The 23,661-nt window shown below is 60.0% G+C and carries 27 protein-coding genes; 7 read left to right on the top strand and 20 right to left on the bottom strand.

The window, feature by feature from the left end; all coding sequences use genetic code 11:
- Positions 1-322: 322 nt before the first annotated feature.
- Genes psrA through phnD form a run of 4 tightly spaced genes read right to left on the bottom strand, consistent with a single transcriptional unit; the run spans position 323 to position 3,939 of the window.
- A complete protein-coding gene (psrA, locus tag BLW11_RS18370) occupies positions 323-1,420 on the bottom strand; it encodes an iron-containing alcohol dehydrogenase PsrA (RefSeq protein ID WP_048360997.1) in 1,098 nt (365 codons plus the stop codon).
- Positions 1,421-1,454: 34 nt separating this feature from the next.
- Complete coding sequence (gene phnE / locus BLW11_RS18365; RefSeq protein ID WP_048360998.1) at positions 1,455-2,273, bottom strand: phosphonate ABC transporter, permease protein PhnE; 819 nt, start codon at positions 2,271-2,273, stop codon at positions 1,455-1,457.
- A gap of 2 nt (positions 2,274-2,275) precedes the next feature.
- Positions 2,276-3,073: a phosphonate ABC transporter ATP-binding protein gene (gene phnC / locus BLW11_RS18360; RefSeq protein WP_048360999.1), complete on the bottom strand. Its 798-nt coding sequence runs from the start codon at positions 3,071-3,073 to the stop codon at positions 2,276-2,278.
- A complete protein-coding gene (gene phnD, locus BLW11_RS18355; protein ID WP_074836869.1) occupies positions 3,070-3,939 on the bottom strand; it encodes a phosphonate ABC transporter substrate-binding protein in 870 nt (289 codons plus the stop codon). The genes phnC and phnD overlap by 4 nt, the downstream gene beginning before the upstream one ends.
- 109 nt (positions 3,940-4,048) lie before the next feature.
- Here phnD and BLW11_RS18350 point away from each other — a divergent pair, with 109 nt between their 5' ends.
- Entirely contained in the window at positions 4,049-4,924 is an 876-nt protein-coding gene (locus BLW11_RS18350; protein WP_048361000.1) for a LysR substrate-binding domain-containing protein, read from the top strand.
- A gap of 127 nt (positions 4,925-5,051) precedes the next feature.
- On the opposite strand, the gene BLW11_RS18345 is transcribed toward BLW11_RS18350, so the two are convergent.
- The 4 genes from BLW11_RS18345 to BLW11_RS18325 form a co-directional block, all read right to left on the bottom strand.
- Positions 5,052-6,494, bottom strand: coding sequence for an MFS transporter (locus tag BLW11_RS18345; RefSeq protein ID WP_048361001.1), 1,443 nt, complete (start codon positions 6,492-6,494; stop codon positions 5,052-5,054).
- Positions 6,495-6,554: 60 nt separating this feature from the next.
- Positions 6,555-7,370, bottom strand: coding sequence for a shikimate dehydrogenase (gene aroE, locus BLW11_RS18340; protein ID WP_048361002.1), 816 nt, complete (start codon positions 7,368-7,370; stop codon positions 6,555-6,557).
- 372 nt (positions 7,371-7,742) lie between these two features.
- Positions 7,743-8,630: a dihydrodipicolinate synthase family protein gene (locus BLW11_RS18330; RefSeq protein ID WP_048361004.1), complete on the bottom strand. Its 888-nt coding sequence runs from the start codon at positions 8,628-8,630 to the stop codon at positions 7,743-7,745.
- A 25-nt stretch (positions 8,631-8,655) separates the two neighbouring features.
- Complete coding sequence (locus tag BLW11_RS18325) at positions 8,656-9,438, bottom strand: aldolase (protein ID WP_048361005.1); 783 nt, start codon at positions 9,436-9,438, stop codon at positions 8,656-8,658.
- A gap of 159 nt (positions 9,439-9,597) precedes the next feature.
- Here BLW11_RS18325 and BLW11_RS18320 point away from each other — a divergent pair, with 159 nt between their 5' ends.
- Positions 9,598-10,140, top strand: coding sequence for a helix-turn-helix domain-containing protein (locus BLW11_RS18320; RefSeq protein ID WP_048361006.1), 543 nt, complete (start codon positions 9,598-9,600; stop codon positions 10,138-10,140).
- Positions 10,141-10,186: 46 nt separating this feature from the next.
- Here BLW11_RS18320 and BLW11_RS18315 read toward each other — a convergent pair whose 3' ends face one another.
- Positions 10,187-10,657: a hypothetical protein gene (locus BLW11_RS18315; RefSeq protein WP_048361007.1), complete on the bottom strand. Its 471-nt coding sequence runs from the start codon at positions 10,655-10,657 to the stop codon at positions 10,187-10,189.
- Between the two features lie 524 nt (positions 10,658-11,181).
- Between BLW11_RS18315 and BLW11_RS18310 the strand changes: the two genes are divergently transcribed.
- On the top strand, positions 11,182-12,561 hold the full coding sequence (locus BLW11_RS18310; RefSeq protein WP_048361008.1) for a flavin-containing monooxygenase: 1,380 nt from the start codon (positions 11,182-11,184) through the stop codon (positions 12,559-12,561).
- Between the two features lie 105 nt (positions 12,562-12,666).
- The gene (gene yghX / locus BLW11_RS18305; RefSeq protein ID WP_048361009.1) at positions 12,667-13,551 is read left to right on the top strand and encodes a YghX family hydrolase; all 885 of its coding nucleotides are present in this window, start codon (positions 12,667-12,669) and stop codon (positions 13,549-13,551) included.
- 3 nt (positions 13,552-13,554) lie between these two features.
- Here yghX and BLW11_RS18300 read toward each other — a convergent pair whose 3' ends face one another.
- Together BLW11_RS18300 and BLW11_RS18295 are read right to left on the bottom strand one after the other, a co-directional pair.
- Positions 13,555-13,737: a DUF1289 domain-containing protein gene (locus tag BLW11_RS18300; RefSeq protein WP_048361010.1), complete on the bottom strand. Its 183-nt coding sequence runs from the start codon at positions 13,735-13,737 to the stop codon at positions 13,555-13,557.
- 3 nt (positions 13,738-13,740) lie between these two features.
- Positions 13,741-14,109: a hypothetical protein gene (locus tag BLW11_RS18295; protein WP_048361011.1), complete on the bottom strand. Its 369-nt coding sequence runs from the start codon at positions 14,107-14,109 to the stop codon at positions 13,741-13,743.
- Between the two features lie 429 nt (positions 14,110-14,538).
- Here BLW11_RS18295 and mqo point away from each other — a divergent pair, with 429 nt between their 5' ends.
- Complete coding sequence (gene mqo, locus BLW11_RS18290) at positions 14,539-16,185, top strand: malate dehydrogenase (quinone) (protein ID WP_048361012.1); 1,647 nt, start codon at positions 14,539-14,541, stop codon at positions 16,183-16,185.
- 86 nt (positions 16,186-16,271) lie between these two features.
- Here the strand turns inward: mqo and BLW11_RS18285 are convergent, their stop codons facing one another.
- The 7 genes from BLW11_RS18285 to BLW11_RS18255 form a co-directional block, all read right to left on the bottom strand.
- On the bottom strand, positions 16,272-17,123 hold the full coding sequence (locus BLW11_RS18285; RefSeq protein ID WP_048361013.1) for a CAP domain-containing protein: 852 nt from the start codon (positions 17,121-17,123) through the stop codon (positions 16,272-16,274).
- Positions 17,124-17,172: 49 nt separating this feature from the next.
- On the bottom strand, positions 17,173-17,853 hold the full coding sequence (locus tag BLW11_RS18280; protein ID WP_048361014.1) for a hypothetical protein: 681 nt from the start codon (positions 17,851-17,853) through the stop codon (positions 17,173-17,175).
- Positions 17,854-17,856: 3 nt separating this feature from the next.
- Positions 17,857-18,411 carry a UPF0149 family protein gene (locus BLW11_RS18275; protein WP_048361015.1) on the bottom strand — a complete coding sequence of 185 codons (555 nt, stop codon included), beginning with the start codon at positions 18,409-18,411 and terminating at the stop codon, positions 17,857-17,859.
- A 63-nt stretch (positions 18,412-18,474) separates the two neighbouring features.
- Positions 18,475-18,831 carry a hypothetical protein gene (locus BLW11_RS18270; RefSeq protein ID WP_048361016.1) on the bottom strand — a complete coding sequence of 119 codons (357 nt, stop codon included), beginning with the start codon at positions 18,829-18,831 and terminating at the stop codon, positions 18,475-18,477.
- A gap of 124 nt (positions 18,832-18,955) precedes the next feature.
- Positions 18,956-19,357, bottom strand: a complete 402-nt coding sequence (locus BLW11_RS18265; protein ID WP_048361017.1) for a hypothetical protein — start codon at positions 19,355-19,357, stop codon at positions 18,956-18,958.
- A gap of 25 nt (positions 19,358-19,382) precedes the next feature.
- Positions 19,383-19,838, bottom strand: coding sequence for a GNAT family N-acetyltransferase (locus BLW11_RS18260; RefSeq protein ID WP_048361018.1), 456 nt, complete (start codon positions 19,836-19,838; stop codon positions 19,383-19,385).
- A 17-nt stretch (positions 19,839-19,855) separates the two neighbouring features.
- Entirely contained in the window at positions 19,856-20,833 is a 978-nt protein-coding gene (locus tag BLW11_RS18255; RefSeq protein ID WP_048361019.1) for a threonine dehydratase, read from the bottom strand.
- Positions 20,834-20,918: 85 nt separating this feature from the next.
- On the opposite strand from BLW11_RS18255, the gene BLW11_RS18250 reads away from it, so the two are divergent.
- Together BLW11_RS18250 and BLW11_RS18245 are read left to right on the top strand one after the other, a co-directional pair.
- Positions 20,919-22,256, top strand: coding sequence for an aminotransferase-like domain-containing protein (locus tag BLW11_RS18250; protein ID WP_048361020.1), 1,338 nt, complete (start codon positions 20,919-20,921; stop codon positions 22,254-22,256).
- 67 nt (positions 22,257-22,323) lie between these two features.
- Complete coding sequence (locus tag BLW11_RS18245; protein ID WP_048361021.1) at positions 22,324-22,548, top strand: hypothetical protein; 225 nt, start codon at positions 22,324-22,326, stop codon at positions 22,546-22,548.
- 18 nt (positions 22,549-22,566) lie between these two features.
- Here the strand turns inward: BLW11_RS18245 and BLW11_RS18240 are convergent, their stop codons facing one another.
- Positions 22,567-23,244 carry an RES family NAD+ phosphorylase gene (locus tag BLW11_RS18240; protein WP_048361022.1) on the bottom strand — a complete coding sequence of 226 codons (678 nt, stop codon included), beginning with the start codon at positions 23,242-23,244 and terminating at the stop codon, positions 22,567-22,569.
- Positions 23,244-23,645: an MbcA/ParS/Xre antitoxin family protein gene (locus BLW11_RS18235; protein WP_048361023.1), complete on the bottom strand. Its 402-nt coding sequence runs from the start codon at positions 23,643-23,645 to the stop codon at positions 23,244-23,246. The genes BLW11_RS18240 and BLW11_RS18235 overlap by 1 nt, the downstream gene beginning before the upstream one ends.
- Positions 23,646-23,661: the final 16 nt, after the last annotated feature.

Genomic DNA, 23,661 nt, shown 5'->3' with positions numbered 1-23,661 from the left:
TTTTTTGCGCAAGGTGTTGCGCGGGCTCAGAGAGCGCCCGCGCAATAAGGCCGGCTAGGGGGCGTTCTCAATCAGTTTGCGCGCCGCGTTGTCGCCTTAAAGCGGGCCAGGCAAGGCGCAGGCCGCAGGTAATGGTTGTTCCCTTGCCAAGGCCTGGAACGCAGCATGGCCCGCTTTAAGGCACAACCCGAAGGGCCGGGCCTGCTGTTGCGCAGGGCTGCGTTGCTCGAAGCTTATTTGGAGTGACCAAACTACGCTTCTCGCGTCTTGCCCTGCACAACAGCAGACCCGGCGCGGCGCGCAAACTGATTGAGAACACCCCCTAGGCACATAGCGCTTGTGAGCCGATAAAGTTTTTGCCTCTTGCACCCTGCATCGCGCAGTCAATCATCTCCCGGGCTTGCAGCGCGGTTATGCCGTAGTCGGTGAACTCGGTTTTCACTTCCAGGCGATGCAGAAACTCGCGCAACTGATCCTGGGCCTTGTGCAGGTCATTACCGAAGATGCGCTGCAGGGTGCGGTCCCGTGCCTGGTCGCGGCCCCAGGCCAGACCCAGCACCAGCGGCAGGCTGAACGAGCAGGCGATACCATGCGCCAGGCCGTAGCGCAGGGTCATTTCGTAGGAGATGGAATGGGCCAGGGCGGTTTTGGTGTTGGAGAACGCCAGCCCTGCCTTGAGTGCGGCCAATGCCATGCGCGAGCGCAATTCCTTGTTGGACAAGTCGCGATGCAGGCGCGGCAGGCACTCCAGGATGTCCTCGATGGCCGAGAGGGCGAGGGTGTCCGAAATCGGGTTGGCGTTGATGTTCCAGATGGATTCCAGTGCATGCGACAGGGCATCCAGCCCCGTTGATACAGTGACCGCAGCGGGAACCGTGAGCATTAACTGCGGATCGATAATGGCCACTTTGGGCCAGGTGCATTCAAGGTGCAGGGAGTATTTCTGTTGGCTGGCCGAGTCCCAGATCGTCGCCCAGGGCGTGACTTCGCTGCCGGTGCCCGCTGTGGTCGGCGCCGCGATCAGCTGCTTGCAGCGCGCAGGAACAAAGGGTTTCCCCGTGGCCAGCAAGGCCAGCAACTCATCGAAACGCCCCGACTCTGTGCCCACGATCAGCACTTTGGCCGTGTCGATGGCGCTGCCACCGCCCACTGCAATAACGGTGTGGCAATCGTGGGCGTTCTGCCAGAAATGCTCGTACGCAGTGCGTAACTGAGCGACGTCAGGATTGGGTTGGACATCTTCGATGATATAGACCAGACGGTCCCCCAGCAGGTCTTGAATCCGGTCGATCAGGCCCAGCCCGCGGGCTTCGGGAAAGGTGACCAGGGCGACCTTCTGGTGTTCGGTGATCGAGGCCAGTTCGACCAGGCTGTTCCAGCCAAAACGGGTATCAACCGGGTTGTAGAATCGTGCGCTCATGGCGGCTCCTTGGTGCTTGTCGCAGGAAGAACGTTTAGTGGCTGGATCCGCGCTGGATGGCGTTGCGCAACTTGCCGGACACCGCATCGGCGGCGATCACCATCAAGGTGATGACAATGATGCAGGTGGCGGTTTCCTGGTATTTGAACAACTTCAGGCTGCTCACCAGCTCGAAGCCGAGCCCGCCGGCACCGACCATGCCCAGTACGGTGGCCGAACGCAGATTGACTTCGAAGCGGTACAGGACCACCGCAATCCAGGCTGTGATGACTTGTGGCAACACGCCAAACACGATGACCTGCAGTGGCCGTGCGCCGGTGGCCTGTAGTGCTTCTATCGGGCCCTGGTCGATCTCTTCGATGCTCTCGGCGAAAAACTTGCCCAGCATGCCCAGGCCATGCAATGCCAGCGCGAGCACGCCGGGGAAGGGGCCCAGGCCGACCGCCGATACAAATATCAACGCCAGAATCAGTTCGTTGATGCTGCGGGTGAAATTAAGGAACTGGCGGGTCGCGTGGAACACCAGGCGATTGCGGCTCAGGTTGCGCGCCGCCAGAAATGACAGCGGCACGGCCAGCAACACGCCGAGCAAGGTGCCCCAGATAGCGATTTGCAGCGTCTCTACGGCCGGAGCCAGTAGCCGTGGGAGGATGCTCAGATCCGGTGGTACGGTGCGTGCGAGAAAATCACCAATCTGCGGCAAACCGGCAGCCAGTTCTCCCACGCTCAATTGCGCGCCCGTAGCGCTCCACTGAAGTGTCAGGATCACGGCCAGCACAATGGCGCCAGTGGTCAACCAGCTGCGCGGGCCGCGTGGCAGATCCACCGTCCACTGATAGTGTTGCTGTTTCATGCTTAAAACCTCAGTGGCGTGGCCGGGATCATTGCGTTGTCTGTTGCCGCAAGGGCTGTATCGGGCTCTGTGGCCTGGCCGGGATAAATGCGCTGCAAATCGGCTTCGGTCATGCTCGAAGCGTCACCGTCAAACACCATCCTGCCGTGGGCCAGGCCGACGATCCGGTCGCCAAACTCGCGGGCATAATCGACCTGATGAAGGTTGCACAGCACGGTGATGCCCAGCTCACGGGTGGCATCTCGCAGGTACTGCAACACCAGGCGTGCAGTCTTGGGGTCGAGGCTGGCCACCGGTTCGTCCGCCAGGATCACCTTTGGCCGCTGGGCCAGAGCCCGTGCAATGCCCACCCGTTGCATCTGCCCGCCGGACAGCGCATCGGTTCGCTGGTGGGCCTTGTGCGCCAGCTCTACGCGCTCCAGGCATTGCATGGCCAAGGCCACATCTTCGCGGCTAAACAGTTGCAGGATCGAGGTGAATGTAGACGCGGCACCCAGGCAGCCGGTGAGCACGTTCTTGAGCACACTCAGCCTTGGCACCACGTTATGGTGCTGGAAAATCATCGCGGCCTGGCGGCGCAGGGCACGGGTGTCGCTGCATGTCAGTGCATCAATGCCTGCCACGTTGAGCGTTCCGGAATCAGCCTGGACCAGGCGGTTGATGCAGCGCAGCAACGTGGACTTGCCTGCGCCGGACTGCCCCAGCACCACCACAAATTCACCCGCCGACACCTCCAGATCAATGCCGCGTAAAACCGGGTTGTCCCCGTAATGCTTGGTCAGCTGGCTGATACGGATCATTTCAGCCTCCGCAGGTCGAGGTTGAGCACTTTTGCCGTGTCGCGTACTACGTCGTACGCAGCATCGGAAGTGGGCTGGAAACCATCCAGCTGCCCCTGGTCACCCCATGGAACATCCTTGATCGAGGCGAGGGCAGCGGCCACTTTCTGCTTGAGTGCCGGGTCCAGATTTTTGCGCCAGACCATGGGCGACTCGGGAATCGGGCGTGAGCTCCAGACCACCTGCATGTCATCTGGCTTCACCAGACCTCTGGCCACGGCGTTCGCCAGGATGCGGTCGGCGACTGCGGCGGCATCAACCTTATGGTTGGCCACGGCGAGGATGCTTGCGTCATGGGAACCGGAGAAGATCACGCGCGAAAACAGAGTGGCTGGATCAAAACCTGCCTGTTCGAGCCCGGCCTTGGGGAACAGATGACCGGACGCAGAGCTGGGGTCGACAAAGGCAAAGGTGCGCCCCTTGAGGTCGGCCAAATCGCGAATGCCGCTGTCCTTGCGGGCCAGGATCAAACTTCGGTAGGCACTCTGGCCGGTGTTTTTGGTGACCGCCACTGCGAACGCTTCAACATCGGCCACCGAGGTCGCCAACACATAGGAGAAAGGGCCGAGGTAGGCCACATCCAGCTTGCCTGAGCGCAGCGCTTCGATAATGCCGTTGTAATCGGTAGCAACGAAAGGCTCGACAGGCATGCCCAGTTTGGTTTCGAGGCTGCTGAGCACCTGTTTGCTGGACTCGATCATGGCTTGCGAGTCTTCTGAGGGAATCAGGCCAATTCTCAGTTTGTCGGCTGCCGCGGCTTGGCCGGCAACACTGATGGATAGGCAGGCAATAGCGGCAACACGCAAGAAGCTGGAGAACTTTTTCATGGCATTCCACGAGGCTGTTTGAAGTTGCCCAAGGCTAGGAATGTCACGTGACAGTCATGCGATCAATTCAATATGGGTTTAAGCAGCCAACTATTGATGGAGTCTATGGATGTCTACCGCCAGGATGCGCGCTTTCCTCGCCGTGGCGCGCCACGGGAGTTTTAGTGCCGGGGCCAGAGCGCTGGGGCTCAGCCAGCCCACGCTGACCACTCAAGTACAGAGCCTGGAGCGCCAATACAACCTTGAACTGTTTCATCGTCGGGGGCGGCGCATCGAGTTATCCGATGTCGGTCGGCAATTACTGCCGATTGCCCAGGCGATGGCGGCACTGGATCTGGATGCACACAACCTGCTGCGCGACTCCGGCCAGCTGGACAGCGGGCAGCTAAAGCTGGGGGCCGTTGGCCCGTTTCATGTGATTGAGATGGTGGACAGCTATCTGAAGTGTCATCCGCGCATCGACGTTTCGATCCGGGTAGGCAACTCGGCGCAGGTGCTGGCCGATCTCGAAAGTTACGTCACGGATATCGCGGTGCTGGCGGGGCGGCATGAGCACCCCGGGCTCTGTACCGTGCATTACGCGCGTCACCCCATCATCCTGTTTGCTCACCATGAACACCCTTTCGCCGGGCGGGGCTCCGTGCGGCTTCAAGAGCTGGAAGGCCAGCGGTTGCTGCAACGCGAACCCGGGTCAACCACGAGGCTTGTACTGGAACAGGCCTTGCTGGCGGCAGAGGTAGCCCCGCGCATTGCCATGGAAGTGGGCAGTCGAGAAGCGCTGCGTGAAGCTGTGCTGCGTGGCATGGGGCTGGGAGTGGTATCCGAAGCGGAATTTATCGCCGACCCCCGTATCTGCACGATCCGCATCGAAGGCGATCCGCTGTACACCGAAACCTATCTCTATTGCCTCGCCGAGCGTCGCTCCAGCCGCCTGATCAGTTCGTTCTTTGATGTCGTCCTGCCCCAGGGCGCTCGTCGCACATGAGGGGCATTGCCGGGTGCAGAGTCGCAGTGCGCAGTTGCTCCGTTTCCCTCGGAGCTTGGGGCCCGACATAAAAAAAGCCTGCATCGCTGCAGGCTTTTTTGTGTGATTCAACTGCGCGCCCTGAGCATTACCTTGTCGCAGGTTGAACCACTGGTTGCGGTGTCACGCTTCCAACGCTGTGAGCTGGCATCATTTCCCAGGCATCACGGGGTTCATCCAGGTCGCGGTTAAGGGTTTCTGGCGTTTTGAACGTGGTGTACAGGGTGATCAGCGTCAGCAGCGACAGGTAGCAGGCAATGGGTACCCATGCGCCGATACCGGCGTTAGGGTCGCCGTCGTTGCTGGCCACGACCAGGGCGATCAGCCCGGCCCCGATCAGCGGGGCAATGCCGCCGGCGATGACGGCCGAGGCTTCCCGGGCGATGGAGACACCCATGTAGCGATGACGGGAGCCGAACAGTTCAGGCATCAGCGCCGCCTGAGTGCCGAACATGCCCCAGGTGCCGATGCCCAGTGCGATGGAGATGGCGATGATGCTCGCCACCACGTTGCCCTGGCTCAGTACCCACCATACCGGGAAGGCCAGTACCAGTTGCAGCAGCGCAAAGGCCCGATAAACCACCACCCGGCCAAAACGGTCGCTGAGTTTGCCGGCAATCGGTACGGTCAACGCGCCGAGGCTGGCGGCGCAGATCAGGGTCAGTACGCCCACCGGCCCTTGCAGGCCGACTACGCTAACGATGTAGCTCACGGCCAGGGCCTGATAAATCGAGGAACCGCCATTTTCACCCAGGCGCAGGCCAATGCCGATCAACAGTGTTGGTTTGGAATGTTTCATCGCGCTTTTGAGCGGGTTTTCGCAGACGCGTTTGAGTGCCTTGAGGCGGATAAAAGTCGGCGACTCCTTGAGTGACAGCCGCATGTACAGGCCCAGGGCAACGATCACCACGCTGCTGAAAAACGGTATGCGCCACAGTCCGCTTTCCAGGACGTTATCACTGCTGCTGACCACCGTGAAGTACACCACCGCCGCGAGGATGGTGCCCAGTTGAATGCCCAGGAATGGCAGGGCTGCGTAGAAACCGCGGCGGCCTTCGGGGGCGTACTCGGTCATCATCACTGCCGCACCGGCCTGTTCGGCCCCTGCGCCAAGGCCCTGGAGCAGGCGCAGGACCACCAGCAGTACTGGCGCCAGGTAGCCGACCTGGCTGAAAGTGGGGAGGGCACCGATCAAGGTGCTGGAAATACCCATCAGCAGCACCGTCGATGTCAGCACGAACTTGCGCCCCACGCGGTCACCGATCATCCCGAACAGCACACCGCCAAGGGGCCGTATCGCGAAGCCCAGGAAGTAGGTGCCGAAGCTGGCGATCAGGCTCATGGTGCGTGTCTGTTCAGGAAAGAACAGCGGGCCGAAGATCAGTGCAGCGGCCAGGGTATACAGGGCAAAGTCGTAGTACTCCAGGGCGCTGCCCAGGGAGCAGGCCCAGGCGGCACGGTGCAAATCCTTCTTGCGTTCAGGCTCGTCGACGGGCGGGGCAATGTCAGATGGGGCGTGATCGTGAGTCATGGCGGTACCTTCTGGTAGGTGCCTTTACGGCATCTTGTTATTGATAGGCAGCAGGGTTACTTACAATTTCAGCCTCTGTATTTCTTCAAGCATGGCCTGTTCCATGATGTCGATGGGGGCATCCTGGCCGGTGTACAACTCGATTTGCCGACACGCCTGGAGCACCAGCATGCGTGTGCCGGGTACGGTGCGGCAGCCCAGCGCGGCGGCTTGCAACAGCAGGGCGGTCTGCACGGGCATGAATGCCACGTCCATGACAATCAGGTGGCTGGCCAGGCGGCCGTCCAGCGGGTTGCTGTCAGGCTGTTTGAAGCCCACGGATGTCGCGTTGATCACGATATCGAAGGCCTGAGCGTCGAATGCGTCGAGGCTGCCGCCCCATTGCGCACCCAGGTCCTGGGTCAGTGCCTGGCCGCGCTCGGCGTTGCGGTTGAACACCGTGACCCGGGCCGCCGCGTGCAGGCAGCCGTAAACCACGGCGCGCGCTGCGCCGCCGGCACCGATCACGGCGACACGCTTGCTGCCCAGTTCGCAGACTTCCTGCAGGGCACGTACCGCCCCCAGGTAGTCGGTGTTGTAGCCGGTCAGTACACCGTCGATGTTATTGATGGTGTTGACCGCGCCAATCACTCGGGCTGACTCGTCGATGGCATCCAAATGCTCCATCACTGCCGTTTTGTAGGGCATGGACACGTTCATGCCGCGCACGCCCAGCGCCCGGATGGCCGCCACTGCGGCCCCCGGGTCTTCGACGCCAAAACAGACAAAGGTGTAGTCCAGACCCAGGGCCGCGTAGGCCGCGTTGTGGATTTTGGCCGAGAGCGAAAACGGCGTGCCCATGATCGAACCGCACAGGGTTGGCAGGGATTGGGGCATGGGGGCCTCCTTGTCTTGGATTTATGAGTGGGGCTATGTCGTCACTTTCAACCGAGGCTGCCTGTGTGTGCCAATCGTTTATGGTGATGCCGTGATCACGGATCGTGATCACCAAAAGAGCGGTGCCGCTGGCGTCAGATGTTTTGTGCTTGCCGCCAAGTGCCGGGGAAGTTTCGTAGCCGCTGAGAAGCGGAGCGAGGCTGCGTAAAACCATGCGGCGCATTTCTTCGGGCTTGAGCACGGTTACCTGATGTGCGGGGACGTTGTCCTCGATCGCCGCCTCGTACCACTCGTCAACTGCTACGCAACCTTCCCCCGTACCTGCAAGGCTGCGACCGGACACCACACAGGCTCAGATAAATCCCGGACTCATCAGCTCAGGGCGTCGAGCAGTCCTTGCAACTGCTTGCACGCGCCATCATCCAGTGCCGATACCGGCAGGCGCGGGTTGCCGGCTTTCAGCCCGGTGCTGCGCAACCCGGCCTTGATGGTTGCCGGCAAGCCGCCCTTGAGGATGAAATCCAGTAACGGCAGCTGACGGTAGAACAGCGCCCGGGCCTGTTGCAGATCGTTGGCCTGAACCGCTGCGTACAGCGCCAGGTTGAGCTCCGCAATCAGGTTGGGGGCTGCGGTGCACCAGCCTTTTGCGCCTGCGGCAAAGGCTTCCAGTGCCAGTGGATTGCAGCCGTTGTAAAACGGCACTTGCCCCTCGCCCAGCAGTTGCAGACGGTGCATGCGCTGGATATCCCCTGTGCTCTCCTTGACCATGGTGACGTTCTCCACGGCATTGAAAATCCGCAGGATCAGCTCTGGCGACATGTCCGTGCCGCTGGTGGCCGGGTTGTTATAAAGCATGATCGGCAGGTCGATGCTGCTGCCAATGGCCTGGTAGTGGGCGAGGATTTCGCTTTCGCTGAGCTTCCAGTAGGACGCAGGCAGCACCATGACCACATCGGCGCCCCGGGCTTGGGCGTACCGCGCGCGGCGAACGGCTTTGGCCGTGGTTAAGTCAGACACGCTGACGATGGTCGGCACGCGTTGGGCCACGTGCTGGATGCTGAATTCGCACACCCGGTCCCATTCGCTGTCACTCAGGTAGGCGCCTTCGCCCGTACTGCCCAGGGGGGCAATGGCATGAACGCCGCTGTCGATCAGGCGGTCGATGGAGAGCCCGAGCGCTTCCAGATCCAGCTGTTCGCCGTCAACTGAAAACGGGGTGATGGTGTAGCCGATGATGCCGTGGATATCAGGGGTCGACATGTCGAATTCCTTGGAGAAGTGGGAGTCAGTTGAGGCAATCGGCATGACGACGCAGGTTTTGCCGGACGTAGTAGTTGAATGCGGCGGTGTGGCGTTTGGGCCTGGCAATCCAGTCATGGGCTTCGCGGCCCAGTTCCGGCTGGATCGGCTTGATTTCGCCGGCAGCCATGGCCAGCAATTGCAGCCTGGCGGCCCGTTCGATCAGTTGCGCAATCACGCAGGCTTCTTCAATGCTGGCCCCGGTCGATAATTGACCGTGGTGGGAAAGCAGCACCGCCCGTTTGTTGCCCAATGCACCGGCAATCAGCTCGCCTTCTTCGTTGCCCACCGGTACACCCGGCCAGCCTTCGAGGAACGCGCAGTCGTCATACAGCGGGCACAGGTCCATGTGCGAAATCTGCAGTGGAACCTCCAGCATCGACAACGCGCTGACGTGGGTCGGGTGGGTATGGATGATGCAGTTCACGTCCGGTCGGGCGCGGTACACCCAGCTGTGGAAACGGTTGGCCGGGTTGGGCATGCCGTGGCCTTCGAGGACTTCCAGATCCTCGTTGACCAGCAGCAGGTTACCCGCGCTGATTTCATCGAAACCCAGGCCCAATTGCTGGGTGTAGTAGGTGCCGGGCTGCGGGCCGCGGGCGGTTATTTGCCCGGCCAGGCCGGAGTCGTGGCCGTTTTCGAACAAAATACGGCAGGTGAGTGCCAGCTTTTGCCGGTCAGTCCACGTATTATCCGCCAGGGTTTGTTGCATTTGACTCAGTGCTTGCTGGACCAGTTGGTCTTTGGGGAGCGCTAGTGTCTTGGCCATACAGGTGTCCTCTGATGCGTTCATTGAGCGTCGAGTGCGCCGTTCACTCATCTCTAGGGAGGGTATGGGTGACTGCAAATGACACGAAAGATCCTATATGACACAATGTGTCATTGGCAAGCGTGAGTCGTTTCCTTTTAACTGAGTTAACTGTTTTTTATGTCTATCCGATTGAAATTACTGAGAAAAAAACTCGGGATAAGCCTGGAGGCCCTGGCCGAAAAATCCGGCATGACCAAGAGTTATCTGTCAAAAATCGAGCGCGGGCTGAATACGCCGTCGATTGCGGCGGCCCTGAAACTGGCCAAAGCGCTGAATGTGAAAGTCGAAGAATTGTTCAGCGAAGAAAGCGCCAGGCTCGACAGCTACAGCCTGGTGCGCAGCGATGAGCGTCAATCGTTGGCGGCTAATGACCAGAGCCTTGGCTACGCGGTGCTGGCCCATCAGGTGGGGGAGCGCAGCATGCTGCCTTTCATGATTTACCCGCCCGCCGATTTCATCGACAAGGCCTTCAAGGAGCACACGGGCGAAGAGTTTTTATTCGTTCACGAGGGGCAGGTCGAAGTGGACTTCATGAATGAGCGTGTGTTGCTCAATCGCGGGGATGCATTGCATTTCAACGCGCAGAAACCGCACCGCATCCGTTCGGTGGGCGAGCAACAGGCACAACTGCTGGTGGTGGTGCATAGCGCCCAAGAGTGAGGCGGTGGGAGGGGGCTCGAAGCCGTGGCGGCTGAGCCCCGGACAATCACTGAACCGGCAGTTTTTCCAGCGCGGTACGCAACTCGTCAGCGGTAGCAAATTCCTGCTGGGAAACCAGCGTGCCGTCGTCCAGTTGCAACCACAGCACTTTCTCTTCAGCACCCGGGTATTGGGCGGCAATGCTGCCGTCGCGGTCGAGCACGACGCGGTAGCTGTAATCACGCATGGCCGGGATCGCGATGAATTTGCCGATCAGCGAAGGCATGCGTTGCACATCGGCGAGGAAAGCGACATTGCGCGCTTCCAGATAACCCTTCGGCTGGTTTTCCAGTGCGGCCTTGACCAGTTTGGAACCGTCCATATTGCGTGCCACCAGCAATACGCGGGTTTTGGTGTCCAGCGTGTAGGGCTGGTCGTGCTGGTCCATCAGGGTCCAGGGCGTCAGGCGTTCACCGATATTCGCCGCGAAGGCCTGCATGGACAGCGCGCTCAACAGCAGCACAAGTACAATTCTCACCGTTTAATACCTCTTGGTTGTGTAGCACCTGATAGGCATCAGGCACGCCGCGCATGGTATCCCATCAAGTCAGAGCAAGACCTTGCATTGAGCAGGGTCTTTGAGGGCGTTTGCATGCTGATTTGCGGCCCAGTCGGTGTCATTGATGCCTGTGATCCATCTCCACACAACCTTGTAATACAAATCCCTATCCGTTATAGGTAAAAGGTAATTAATAACCATAAGAGGCTAAATAAGCTCAATGTATGAGAACACACGCATCTTTTGCCCTTCGGGCCCGCGTTCTGCGCAATGCAGTAACGGATTCGGGCCGAGACATCACCCCCTTTCTCCTGGCTCATTGTTAGCCACACGCTTTCACGTTCCACCCACATCGCTGCGAGATGCCCTTGTTACGGGCAAGCGCAGTCGCTCGGTTCCTCCGCCGACTTTTTGATTTCTGAATGTGTTTTCACCACCCGGGGCTTGGCCTTTTTTGGGTGGGGTTTCTGTTTTTTCAGTTTTCAATCGGTTGAGGAAATTCTATGTCTGTTCGTGTCGCAATTATCGGTGCCGGTCCTTCAGGTCTCGCGCAGCTGCGTGCTTTTCAATCGGCGCATGCCAAAGGCGCGGTCATGCCGCAGGTGGTTTGTTTCGAGAAGCAGGCCGATTGGGGGGGGATGTGGAATTACACGTGGCGTACAGGCCTGGATGAGCACGGCGAGCCGGTTCACGCAAGCATGTACCGCTATCTCTGGTCGAACGGCCCGAAAGAATGCCTGGAATTCGCGGACTATAGTTTCGACGAGCATTTCGGTAGGCCGATTTCTTCCTATCCGCCTCGTGAAGTGCTGTGGGACTACATACAGGGCCGGGTGCGCAAGGCGGGGGTACGCGAATTCATTCGCTTCAATACGGCGGTCAAGCACGTCAGTTTTGACGAGGACACGCGCGAATTCACGGTCACGGTGTATGACTACGAGCAAGAGCAAACACAGACTCAGGTCTTCGATTATGTGATCGTGGCCAGCGGCCATTTCTCTACCCCTCATGTGCCTGAGTTTGAGGGGTTTGAGCGTTTTTCGGGGCGCATCATGCACGCCCACGACTTTCGCGAAGCCACGGAACTCACAGGCAAGGATCTGCTGATTATCGGCAGCAGTTACTCGGCTGAAGACATCGGTTCGCAATGCTACAAGTACGGTGCGCGTTCGATTACCAGCACCTACCGCACGCAGCCCATGGGCTACAAATGGCCCAAGGGCTGGGAAGAACGTCCGCTTTTGAGTCGTGTTGAGGGTGAAATCGCCTACTTCGCCGACGGATCAAGCAAACGGGTCGATGCGATTATTCTGTGCACCGGTTACAAGCATCATTTTCCTTTTCTGCCTGACGAACTGACCCTTAAAACCGGTAATCGACTTTGGCCGCTGGGCCTGTATCAGGGTGTTTTCTGGGAGCAGAACCCGCAACTGATCTACCTCGGCATGCAGGATCTCTGGTACAGCTTTAACCTGTTCGATGCGCAAGCCTGGTTCGTTCGCGACTGCATCCTGGGGCGCATTGCCTTGCCTGAGAAGGCCGTTATGCAGGCCGACAGCGCACGCTGGCGGGCCGAGGAAGAAAGCCTGGACACCACTGCATCCATGTACGAATTTCAGGGCAGTTACATCAAGCATCTGATCGAGCAGACCGATTACCCCAACTTTGATATCGATGCGGTAAATCAAATCTTCCTCAAGTGGAAGACGGACAAAAAGCGCGACATCATGGGTTATCGCGACAAGTCCTACCGCTCAGTGATCACAGGTACTACCGCTGTGCCCCATCACACGCGCTGGCTCCAGGCGCTGGATGATTCGATGGCCGAGTACCTGCGTGAAACGGCCAGTCAGGGCGGGGTCAATACGCTGCGTCAGCGTTAGCCCTCTGTGGTCAGCCTGGCGTTCTGCAGAACACCAGGCTGTTGGGCGATGCATATTGCTCTATGGTTAAGCGGGAACCGAGAACTGTCCAAAGGGAGTGACGCGATGCCCCGCCTTACCGCCAAAGACTTTGCCCCTGAATTGCTTGAGCTCTACGACTACTACGCCCACGGCCGGATTAATCGGCGTGAGTTTCTGGATCGAGCCGCGATTTTCACTGCAGGCGTGTCAGCACTCTCGGTATTGAGTGCACTGAGCCCCAACTACGCCCTTGCCGAACAGGTCTCTTTTACCGACCCGGATATCGTTGCCGAGTACGTCATGTATCCCTCGCCCAAAGGCCATGGCCAGGTGCGCGGCTATCTTGTGCGCCCCGCCAAGGCGACTGGCAAGTTGCCGGCCGTGGTGGTGGTGCATGAAAACCGCGGGCTTAACCCGTACATCGAGGATGTCGCCCGGCGCCTGGGCAAGGCGGGGTTTGTTGCCCTGGCACCCGATGGCCTGACGTCAGTCGGCGGCTACCCCGGCAACGACGAGCAGGGCCTGGCGCTGCAGCAAAAGGTCGACCCCACCCAGCTGATGAACGACTTTTTTGCGGCGGTGGAGTGGTTGATGCAACACGACGCAAGCACCGGCAAAGTGGGGATTACCGGTTTCTGCTATGGAGGAGGGGTGGCCAATGCGGCAGCCGTGGCCTACCCGGAATTGGGGGCAGCGGTATCGTTTTACGGGCGCCAGCCCGGTGCCGATGAGGTCGGCCGGATTCAGGCGCCGCTGATGCTGCATTACGCCGGGCTGGACACGCGGATCAATGAAGGCTGGCCGGCGTTTGAACAGGCGCTGAAGGCCAATGGAAAAGTCTATGAAGGGCATGTCTACCCTGGGGTAAATCACGGTTTTCATAACGATTCCACGCCTCGCTACGATGAAGCAGCGGCGACGCTGGCCTGGAACCGGACGCTGGGCTGGTTCGGCAAGTACCTGACGTAGCGCCTAACTGTTCTTTTTGCGCAGGCTCTTGAGCCGCGTGCTGGCGCGTTGCACGGCGGCCATTTTTTCCGGGCGCTTCATGCTCCGCCACTTGCGGATGTCTTCCTTGGTACGCCCGCAACTCACGCATAACTCGCCACTTAGCTGGCACACCGCAATGCACGGGTTTTCAATGTCTTTTGCCACGGCTCAGCGGCCTGTCTGCTTCTGGGCCAGACGCTTTGGCCAGTTGCCGCCGCAGCTGCGCTGGCATTCTTCTTCGGAGTCGAAATACACGTGGGCCGAGCCATTGCGTACCTTCACCTGGGCATCCGCCAGTGCCTGTGCCGTCAGCTCACCCATAAAGGTGGCCTCGCCATCAGCCAGGGCGAAGTCTTTACTGTCCTGGGTGTCGAATACCCAGACCACCTTCAGGCTGGCCGGGAAGGCCTCGTAGTCGACCACATGAGTCAGCCAGACAAACCCCGGGATCTGTGTTTTGGCCGTTTCGCAGACCTCGGTCAGGGAGGTAATCAGGCGGCGTTCAATCTGTGCCTGAGTGCGCTTGCTTAAAGACATGGGTGAATCCTGTTGATAGGCGGGGCAAAGGCGCGATTATACCTGAGCTTTATGCCCGGATTTGTCCTCTGTAGCCCGGCTGGCACTTCGCCCACCGTGCTGCCTGAGGTAGAATGTCGCGGCTAGTCGGCTGGCCGCCCCGGATTTTCGTTTCCACGCAGCTTCCCGGAAGGAGTTGTGAGCAGGCCGGACATTAAGGGAGTCGCATTAGTTACACCATAAATGTCACCCAAGTAGCTGAAGCCAAAACCAACAAGAGATCAGCGCCCAAGGTACATAAAGTGAGGTCTGTAACGTGCACAGGCCTTATATATCTGCCCGTTCCGGGCTTGAGGGATGACTCGATTGCAGGCGACAAGCCTGTGGTGGGTCGAAGGACTTCATGCTCCGCGTGCCGGGTAGATGGCGTTTTATCTTAGGTACTACAACATGTTCAAAAAAGTGAATAAGGGGCTACTGGGCCTGGCGCTGACCATGGGACTTTCGTCCGTGCAGGCTGCCGAGACCAAACAAGTCGACGTGCTGCTGATCGGTGGCGGCATCATGAGCGCTACTTTGGGTGTCTGGCTCAACGAGCTGGAACCTGGCATGTCCATGGAGATGATTGAACGTCTCGATGGCGTTGCCCTTGAGAGCTCCAACGGCTGGAACAACGCCGGTACGGGCCACTCGGCCCTGGCCGAGTTGAACTACACGCCTGAAGACAAGAACGGCAACGTTGAAATCCCGAAGGCCATTGAAATCAATGAAGCTTTCCAGGTATCGCGTCAGTTCTGGTCGTGGCAGGTCAAGAACGGTGTTCTGAAAGACCCGCGTTCGTTCATCAACTCCACTCCGCACATGAGCTTTGTGTGGGGCGATGACAACATCAAGTTCTTGAAGAAGCGCTACGAAGCTCTGCAGGCCAGCCCTCTGTTCGCGGGCATGCAGTACTCCGAAGACCCGGTTCAGATCAAGAAGTGGGTTCCGCTGATGATGGAAGGGCGTGACCCGAACCAGAAAATCGCGGCCACCTGGTCCCCGATCGGTACCGACGTGAACTTCGGCGAAATTACGCGCCAGTTTGCGGCCTACCTGCAAACCAAGCCTAACTTCTCGCTGAAACTGTCGAGCGAAGTTGAAGACATCAAGCGCAATGAAGATGGTTCATGGCGTGTGGTGTACAAAAACCTGAAAGACGGCACCAAGACCGAAACTGATGCCAAGTTCGTGTTTATCGGCGCTGGCGGCGGTGCACTGCACTTGCTGCAGAAGTCCGGCATTCCAGAAGCCAAGGAATACGCCGGCTTCCCGGTTGGCGGCTCGTTCCTGGTCACCGAAAACCCGACTGTAGCCCAGCAGCACTTGGCCAAGGCCTACGGTAAGGCTTCGGTTGGCGCACCACCGATGTCGGTTCCTCACCTGGACACCCGCGTGCTGGATGGCAAGCGCGTCATCCTGTTTGGCCCGTTCGCGACCTTCTCCACCAAGTTCCTCAAAGAAGGCTCGTACTTCGACCTGCTGACCAGCACTACGACCCACAACATCTGGCCAATGACCAAAGTCGGTATCGAACAGTACCCACTGGTTGAGTACCTGGCCGGCCAACTGATGTTGTCCGACGAAGACCGCTTCAATGCTCTCAAAGAGTACTTCCCGAACGCCAAGCCTGAAGACTGGCGCCTGTGGCAAGCCGGCCAGCGCGTTCAGATCATCAAGCGTGATGAAGAGAAGGGCGGCGTGCTGAAACTCGGTACCGAGATTGTCAGCGCCAAAGATGGCAGCATCGCAGGTCTGCTGGGCGCATCGCCGGGTGCCTCTACCGCTGCGCCGATCATGCTGACCGTGCTAGAAACCGTGTTCAAGGACAAGGTTGCAACGCCAGAGTGGCAAGCCAAGCTGCACCAGATCGTGCCGAGCTACGGCACCAAGCTCAACGGTTCGCCTGAGCGCGTTGCTCAGGAGTGGGCATACACTGCTGAAGTTCTGCAGTTGACTCCACCGCCTGCGATCCCTGCAGCAACCGCTACACCAGCAGCACCTGCTGCGCCGGCCAAGCCTGCGCCAAGCAACCCAGCGGCCGACATGGCGCTGTAAAAAAAAGCCCCACCTGACGGCCGTCGGGTGGGGCTTCTTTGTTCGCTTTATCCTCGCAAGATCCCTTCGCTACTCCCTCTGCGCATTTACTGCGTACCGAACAACGCCGTCCAGTAAATCCCTGCGTCACTCTTCGGGTCTACCGCATAGGCGGCACCCACCTCGCGAAACTGCGGGTTCATCACGTTGGCGCAATGGCCAGGGCTGGCCAGCCAGCCGTCAACCAGCTTGCGCGTGGTGTCTTGTCCGGCCGCGATATTTTCACCGATCTGTTGCGCGTCATAACCCGCCAGTTCAGCGCGATCGCCTGGTGTAGAGCCATCGCGACCTTTGTGATCGAAGTAGTTGTTATTGGCCATGTCCCGCGAATGGGTTTCGGCGGCGGTTGCCAGCGGGGCACTCCAGGTCAGCGGGGCTGCAGGGCCGAAGGCTTGGGTGCCGCACTGGCGTGGCTGGGTGCGGGCGCTGTTGAGCATTTCAAGTACCTTGCGGCCTTCGGCTTGCCAGTCGCCCAAGCGTGCCGCCAGCAGCGGGCGGGCCAGCACGATGCGCCAGTCGCGCTGGTCATGGCTGACGCCGATATCGACAAACTGAGGGTCCAGCACCACGCGACAGAAGCTTTCCTGCACGGCCTTCATGGCGGCCTGGGCATCGCGGGGGCCGGAGAGATTGATCGCCTGCACGTTGACCATCGGGTACGCAGCCCGTCCGAGTGCTTGCTGCAGATCCCCGAAGCTGCTGGCCGGCAGTATCAGCCGGGTGTCCGCCGACAACGGCGGCAGCTCTTGGGAGGGCTGCCCCCCGCACAGCTGGATCTGGCTGCGCCAGGCATTGATTGACTCGATCAGTTGCGACTCTTCGCTGGCGAAGGCCCAAGGGCCAAACGCCAGACCCAGGGTCAAGGCACCGAGGCGGGCCAGGGTAAAGTGAGTACGCATTTAGGTTCCCTCTAAGCGGAGTGCGCCCATGATGCGTTATTTCTGCTTTTTAGTCTTTTGCCTGGGCCACGAAGGCTTTGGCCCTGGCCGTCAGCTGGTCGATTTGACGGTCACGTTTTTTTTCCGCGTCGAGCATCGCCTTTTTGCCGTTGCGTTGCAGCAGGTAGGTATGGATCTGGCGCACTTCAGTGGAGTTGTAGATCGCTGCCACGTCGAGAACGCCCGTCAAGCCATCGCTGCTGTGGTCGCGGGTGTTCATCAGTACTTGCGGGCCGCGGGTACCGATGACTTGCAAACCCATGGCTTGAAACGCCGCTACCCTGGCCACTGAACAGCTCAGTTCGGTATGGGGGTAGCGGCGCACCACTTCTTGCACCATTGCCCGGGTGACACCCAGATGGCGATGGCTGGCCAGTTCTGCCATGTAGGCGATGGCGCAGGCCTGCGGGTCATCCTTGGTCGGCAGGTACAGAGCGAAGCCGGTCACCTTCAGTGGGTCTTGAGCGTCGGTCGCGACGATCAGCTCAACCGCAATACCCTTGGACCCGCCAAGGGCTTGCAGGTACAGGTGCACTTCAAAGCCAATGGCATATTGATAAATGCTGTACAGCAGGTTGCTCGGCGCGATTTCCATCGCGCTGATGTCGGTGAGGTGGTCGACCACCAGCTGCAGGATCTGGCTGTTGATCGGCTCGCTGACCGGGGTGTCGAAGTGGGTGAGGGTGGTCATGGATCAGCGCTGGCTCAACCAGAAGTCATGCAGTGCCCGTGCAGCCGGCGCAATGGCGGCAACAGCTTGCTGATGAGCCACCACGTCCAGGTCTTCGGGCAGTTCGAAGTTGTCCTGCTCGGCACAATCGGCAATGGCTTGCAGCAGGATGGCCTGGGGTGCAGGCAATGCCGGCCAGTTGCAGATAGCAACTGCGCGGGTGTAACCGAAGCACCACTCTTCAGCCAGCGTCACGTCTTGCCCCAGGTGCTCGGTCTGTTCGAAGCGGGGAGCGAATGCAACGCTGTCCTCGGCCAGTTGCCTGGCAAGGGTGTTGATGTGGCGCACGCTCAACTCGATGAACTGCTTGGCTTCCTGCGGGGTTTGCCAGGCCGGGTTCTGACCGCCCCAGATCGCCGGGAACCAATCGGCGATATCCACCCGTGTCGGGCTCGAAACCAGGGCCGTGAAGTAGCCGTCCAGTTCTGAAGGGTTGAGGACAGAGTGATCGTCGCCGTATTTGAGCAGCGTGTTTTCGATCACTTCAAAGTCGCTGGCGTTCAGGGGTTGGGATTGCATGTACGGGCTCCTTGGATGGGCGCGAGGGGCCTGACGTTTGCCGGGCAGGTTGATGACTTAACGTCAGTCCACAGACACGATGGACGAGAGTTCAAAGTATTTGAAGCCGGCCTTGGCCAGTGCCTTTTTGGCCTCTTGTTCGGCATTGAACCGGCTCAGGTCCTTGGAGTCGTGCACGAACAGGGTTTCTTCGCCGTCGAACACTTTGGTTACCCGCATCGTGACGCGAAGGATCGGGCCGCTGCGTTTTTTGGGCGCAGGTGATTGCGCCGGGGCAGGGGCAGCAACTTTCTTCGGGGCAGGCTTGGGGGCTGGCGCGACTTTGGCCGGGGCCGCTTCGACCTCGGGTTGAACAGGGGCAGCAGGTAGGTCAAGGCCGAGCGCTCTGCGCATGTCGTCCTCGGTGAATCCGGCACTCATGGTATGACTCGTTTAATTTAAAAGACGCGCTTATATGGCAGCCATTCGGGTTATGGCAAGTTAAATCATGTATCTGCTGCAAAATACGGCTATTTCATGGCCAAAGGCCCTTGCGAGAGCTGTTTCAGGTGTCACGGAACAGCCCTTGATCATCCAGTAATTTGTAGGCGATTTCGGGGTTTTTTTCCAGGGCCCGGCGAATGGCGGCCGGGATGGCTTGTCGTGTTTTGCGGCAAAGCCCCGGCTGCTCGGCCAAGCGAATGGCAATGCCTCGCATGGTGCGAACTTCAGTGACCCCCGGGTCGATCAGCACCTCAATCCCCAATTGCTCGCGCATGCGGCGGCGCAGATGCTCCAGATCGCTCAGGCTTTGAATATTTTCCAATCGATCCAGCAGCACCTTCTCGGCCTGGCGTGTGAGGCTGAAGATGCGCAGGTCGCTGTCTGGCGCCGCCAACAGCTGTTCCCGCTCGCAAATGCAGGCGCCGGGAGGGCAGGGTGAGCGAAGCACCGTTGAGGGAGTCATTGGGGCAGCATAGCCGCGTGATGATTCAGGCGTCCAGACGCAAGGCCATGATCACTGTGCGCTCGGCCCCGTGAAACTCATCGCGGACTTTTTGAAAACCCAGTTGCGCGTAGAACGATTCGGCGGTCAGCGATGAGGGCACCCGCAACTCTTCGACTTGCGCCGCCGTGGCGACTTCCTTGAGACGTGCCATTAATCGCTGGCCGATCCCGCGCCCCTGATGCCGCGGGCTGACGAACACACTGCGTACCACGGCCTGATCCAGGCTGGCGGTGCCGACCACGTGTTGCTCGACAACGGCCACGTACATCTGGCGTTGCTTCATCAGTGTCAGGATCGCGGCCGGGCAGAAGTGCTGCTCGACCTGGGCGATCACCTCGGGTGAATAGTCCCGGGCATTGGATTCACGCAAGGCGGCGATCACCACTTTGCTGATGGCTTGAGCATCATGGGCGAGGGCGCGTCGAATCTGGCACTGCATGCAGGCTCCTTGTATTTCTACAGTTGGGCAGAAGGTTCAACACCGTCGGCCAGAATCCCGGCATACAGCTGCCGGTCAATATTGGCCCCGCTCAGGATCAGGGCAACCCGTCGGCCCTGTTGCTGCGATTGCTCACGGATCAACCCGGCCAGCGCCGCGGCACCGGCCCCTTCGGCGGTGTTGTGGGTGGTTTCATGGTAGACCCTGATGGCGTGTTCGATCTCCCGGTCCGATACCCGAATCACCCGTGCCGCGCCTTGGGCAATAATGGCCAGGGCTTCAGGCAGCGGCTGGCGGCAGGCCAGGCCGTCGGCAAAGGTGTGGGCCGAGTCTGTGCAGACTACGCGGCCCTGTTCGAAGCTTTGTGCAAAGGCGTCGGCATGGGCAGACACCACGCCCACGATCTCGGTATTCAGGCCCAGCAGGTCACGGGCCTGGATCAACCCGCAAATCCCTGAGCCCATGCCAATGGGGACATACACCGTGTCCAGCTCTTCCACGGCTTCAAACAGCTCCAGCGCATAGGTGGCCACCCCGCGAATCAGATCGGGGTGAAAGGCGGGCACCAGATGCCATTGATGGGTGTTGGCCAATGCTGCGGCTTCGGCCCGCGCCTCATCGAAGTCTTTGCCGCACTCAATCACTGTCGCGCCCAGGGCTCGCATGGCGGCGTTTTTTTCCAGTGAGTTGCCTTCGGGCACCACGATACGGATCGACAGCCCCATGCTTCGGGCCGCCAGCGCCAGGCTTTGCCCGTGGTTGCCGCGGGTGGCGGTGACCAGCCCTTTGGTCTGTGGCTCCCGGGCGAGCAAACCCTGCACATACAGCAACCCGCCGCGCACTTTGAATGCGCCGGTAGGCGTGTGGTTTTCATGTTTGACCCACACGGTGCAACCCAGGCGATCAGCCAGCAAAGGCCAGGCCAGCTGCGGGGTGGGTGCCAGGGTCTGGTGCACGGCGTGTGCTGCAAGGCGAAGGGCATTCAAATCAAACATGGCGCACCGTCATCGAGGGGTTTGACTCGATTCTAGGCACAACGCATTGTATGGGCCGACCCTTATATTGCATGGCCAACAATAAATGTGGATACCGACGCTCAACGACACTGCCCAGCCCCGTTACCTGGCGCTGGTCGAAGCCATTGCCCAGGCCATCGCGTGCGGTGAACTGCAACCCGGCGCCCGTTTGCCGCCCCAGCGGCGACTGGCCTGGGCGCTGGGCTGGAACCCCAGCACCACGATGCAGGCGTATCGGGAGGCGGCGCGTCGACATCTGGTTTCGGGTGAGGTGGGCCGTGGCACCTATGTCCTGTCGGGCAGTCAGGAGGCAACCCTGTTCAGGCTGCAACACGCCGATGAACAGGCGACGCGAATCGATCTGAGGACCAATGTCCCGGCCATCGACCACCTCGGTGAAACGGATGCACAGGCCTTGTCCTGGTTACTCGACAGCCGCCAGGCGGTCCGTTTGCAGGGCTACCTGAGTGCGGTGGATCTGCTCCGGGCGCGTGTGCAGGGCGCACTCTGGTTCAAGGGCCGCGGGCTGGACCTGACGGTGGATAACGTCATGCTCTGTACCGGCGCCCAGCAAGGGTTGTTCACCGTGTTGTTGTCACTGTGCCAAGCCGGTGATCCGGTGCTGGTTGAAGCCTTTACCGCGCCGGGGATAAAGGCCGCCTGCGCGCAGCTGCGCCTGCCGATGCACGGGGTAGCGCTCGACCGGGAGGGCATCGTGCCGGAGGACTTTGACCGGATGATCCGCGCCACGGGCGCACGGATTGCCGTACTGACGCCGACCCTGCAAAACCCGACCTCGGCGGTGATGAGCCTTGAGCGCAAACAAGCGATTGCCCACGTCGCCCGGCGTCACGGGGTCATGGTGATTGAAGATGACGTGTACGGGGCACTTACCGACAGCCCGCCGCTGTACCGTTTTCTGCCCGAGCTCGCGGTGCTGGTCAGCAGCCTGTCCAAGACCGTTGCGGCGGGCGTACGTTTGGGATGGATCGTAGCGAGCCCTCAACTGCTGGGCCGCATTGATCCCTATGCCCAGTCGGCGCACTGGGGAGTATCGCCACTGTGCATGGCCATTGCTTGCCAATGGATCGGCGACGGCACTGCGCAAACGCGTGTGCAGTGGCAAACCCGGGAAGTTGCCCGACGCTGGCGGCTGGCAAAAAAGATCCTGGGCCCTTGGATGTATCAGACACAGACCCCTTCGCCCCATATCTGGCTGACGGTGGGCGAGGGTGAGAGCGCGCTTGCCGAGGCTTGCCGCGCCGCGGGGGTTGATGTGGTGCCTGCGGATGTATTTGCGGTCAAACCCACCGCGACCAATGCGGTGCGCATCAGCCTGACAGCGGCAGCCAGTGTCCAGGATCTGAAAGTGGCACTGGAGCGGATTGCGGGCAGGCGATAAACCTGTCGCACGCTGCTCACACGGGTCTTGTGTATCCTTGGGCGCCCGCATTGCTCAAGGAACTCCCATGCGCAGAGAAATTGGTTACTGGCACCGAGAAGGTCGCGAGTTGTTTTACTACCTGGAATTCATGCCCGAAACCGCTGAGTTCTACCTGACCTGTGAGCACATCCCCGGCGAAGGCGAGGGCAGTGTGCGCTCTGTATTGCTCAGCGAGGCCCGGGGCGAGCGCTACTACGAAGACGCGCTGCTGATCATCAAGGAAGAACTGTTCAAGCAGTACACCCTATAAGGTCGTGCCATCGCGGTTTCAACGCACCACTTCACTGACCTGCAACACCCAGGCGATGGTTTGCGACCTGTCGTCCCACACATAGCGAAAATGCGGGCCCTGCACCGGCAGCGAGAGCGCTGGCGGGCGGAACGCTGCCACGCATTCGTGGCCATCAAGCCGCATGCTGTTGTAGAGCAGGCCCCAGGCACGTTCTTCACGCAGGGGGCGGGCGAAAGCCTGGCAGAGGCCGTAACTGGAAGGTGATGGTTGGTGCAAGCCGGACTCGGCGCGGATGTCGATCATCGGTTGCAGCACCTGGTTGATGTAGGTGCGCATGGTGATCTCAATGCCGGGCTCCTGGGTGGCCCGCCAGAACTGCTCCTGATGAAAGCAGGTTTCGGCGATTGCCGCCTCAACGCTGCTGGCGCAGTAGTACACACCATAAGTGCCGTCGGTAAAGCGGCTGGCGCGGCCGATATGGGTAAAGGCGGCCATCACCGCAGTTGAGCCCTCGCCGCACAGCCGGTCCTCGGGCCTGACCCGGGCCAGCAAACCCGCCGTGTCACGCAGCCGGTCATTGGTCAGGCTTTCGAGGGCAAAGGCAATCTCCAGGTCTGCCGGGTCCAGAGTGTCTTCAAACACGCTGATGGGCGGGAACGCGCTGTTGATGATGCGATAAGCCTTGTTCCATTCAGGCAGCATTGCATCGGGCATCAGCCGCGCACTCCATCCAGATAACGGCGCACATCCGCCAGGTCGACCACCTGGCCTGCGAGCATGTAGCTCAAGGCGCTCTGCCCGTTGAAGGGCGCAGCCGTGTTGGGTTTGTGCACCCACTCATAGGCGCGATCGGGCTGGTTGCTGAACAGGATGCGCAATGCCTTGTGCACGCCCATCAGGTACGAAATGCGCTCCAGTGTGTCGTGGGGCAAGCGCACATTGGGCAGTTTTTTGTACTTGAAATAGGTGGTGTTGCCGATGGCCCCCAGCAGTGTGCATTGCTGCTCCTTGCTGCAACCCCAATGCTCCATCAGGTTGAAGAAAAAGGTCAGGGCCACACGACCGGCATCACCTGTTGTGATGTCGGGTTCGAGGTTTCGGGCTGCGAGTCCCATGGCGTTCTCCTGAATG

It is taken from the genome of Pseudomonas deceptionensis, assembly GCF_900106095.1.
Lineage (GTDB): Bacteria > Pseudomonadota > Gammaproteobacteria > Pseudomonadales > Pseudomonadaceae > Aquipseudomonas > Aquipseudomonas deceptionensis.
The sequence above is the reverse complement of the archived record's forward strand: the minus strand, read 5'-3'. Positions and strand labels throughout refer to the sequence as shown.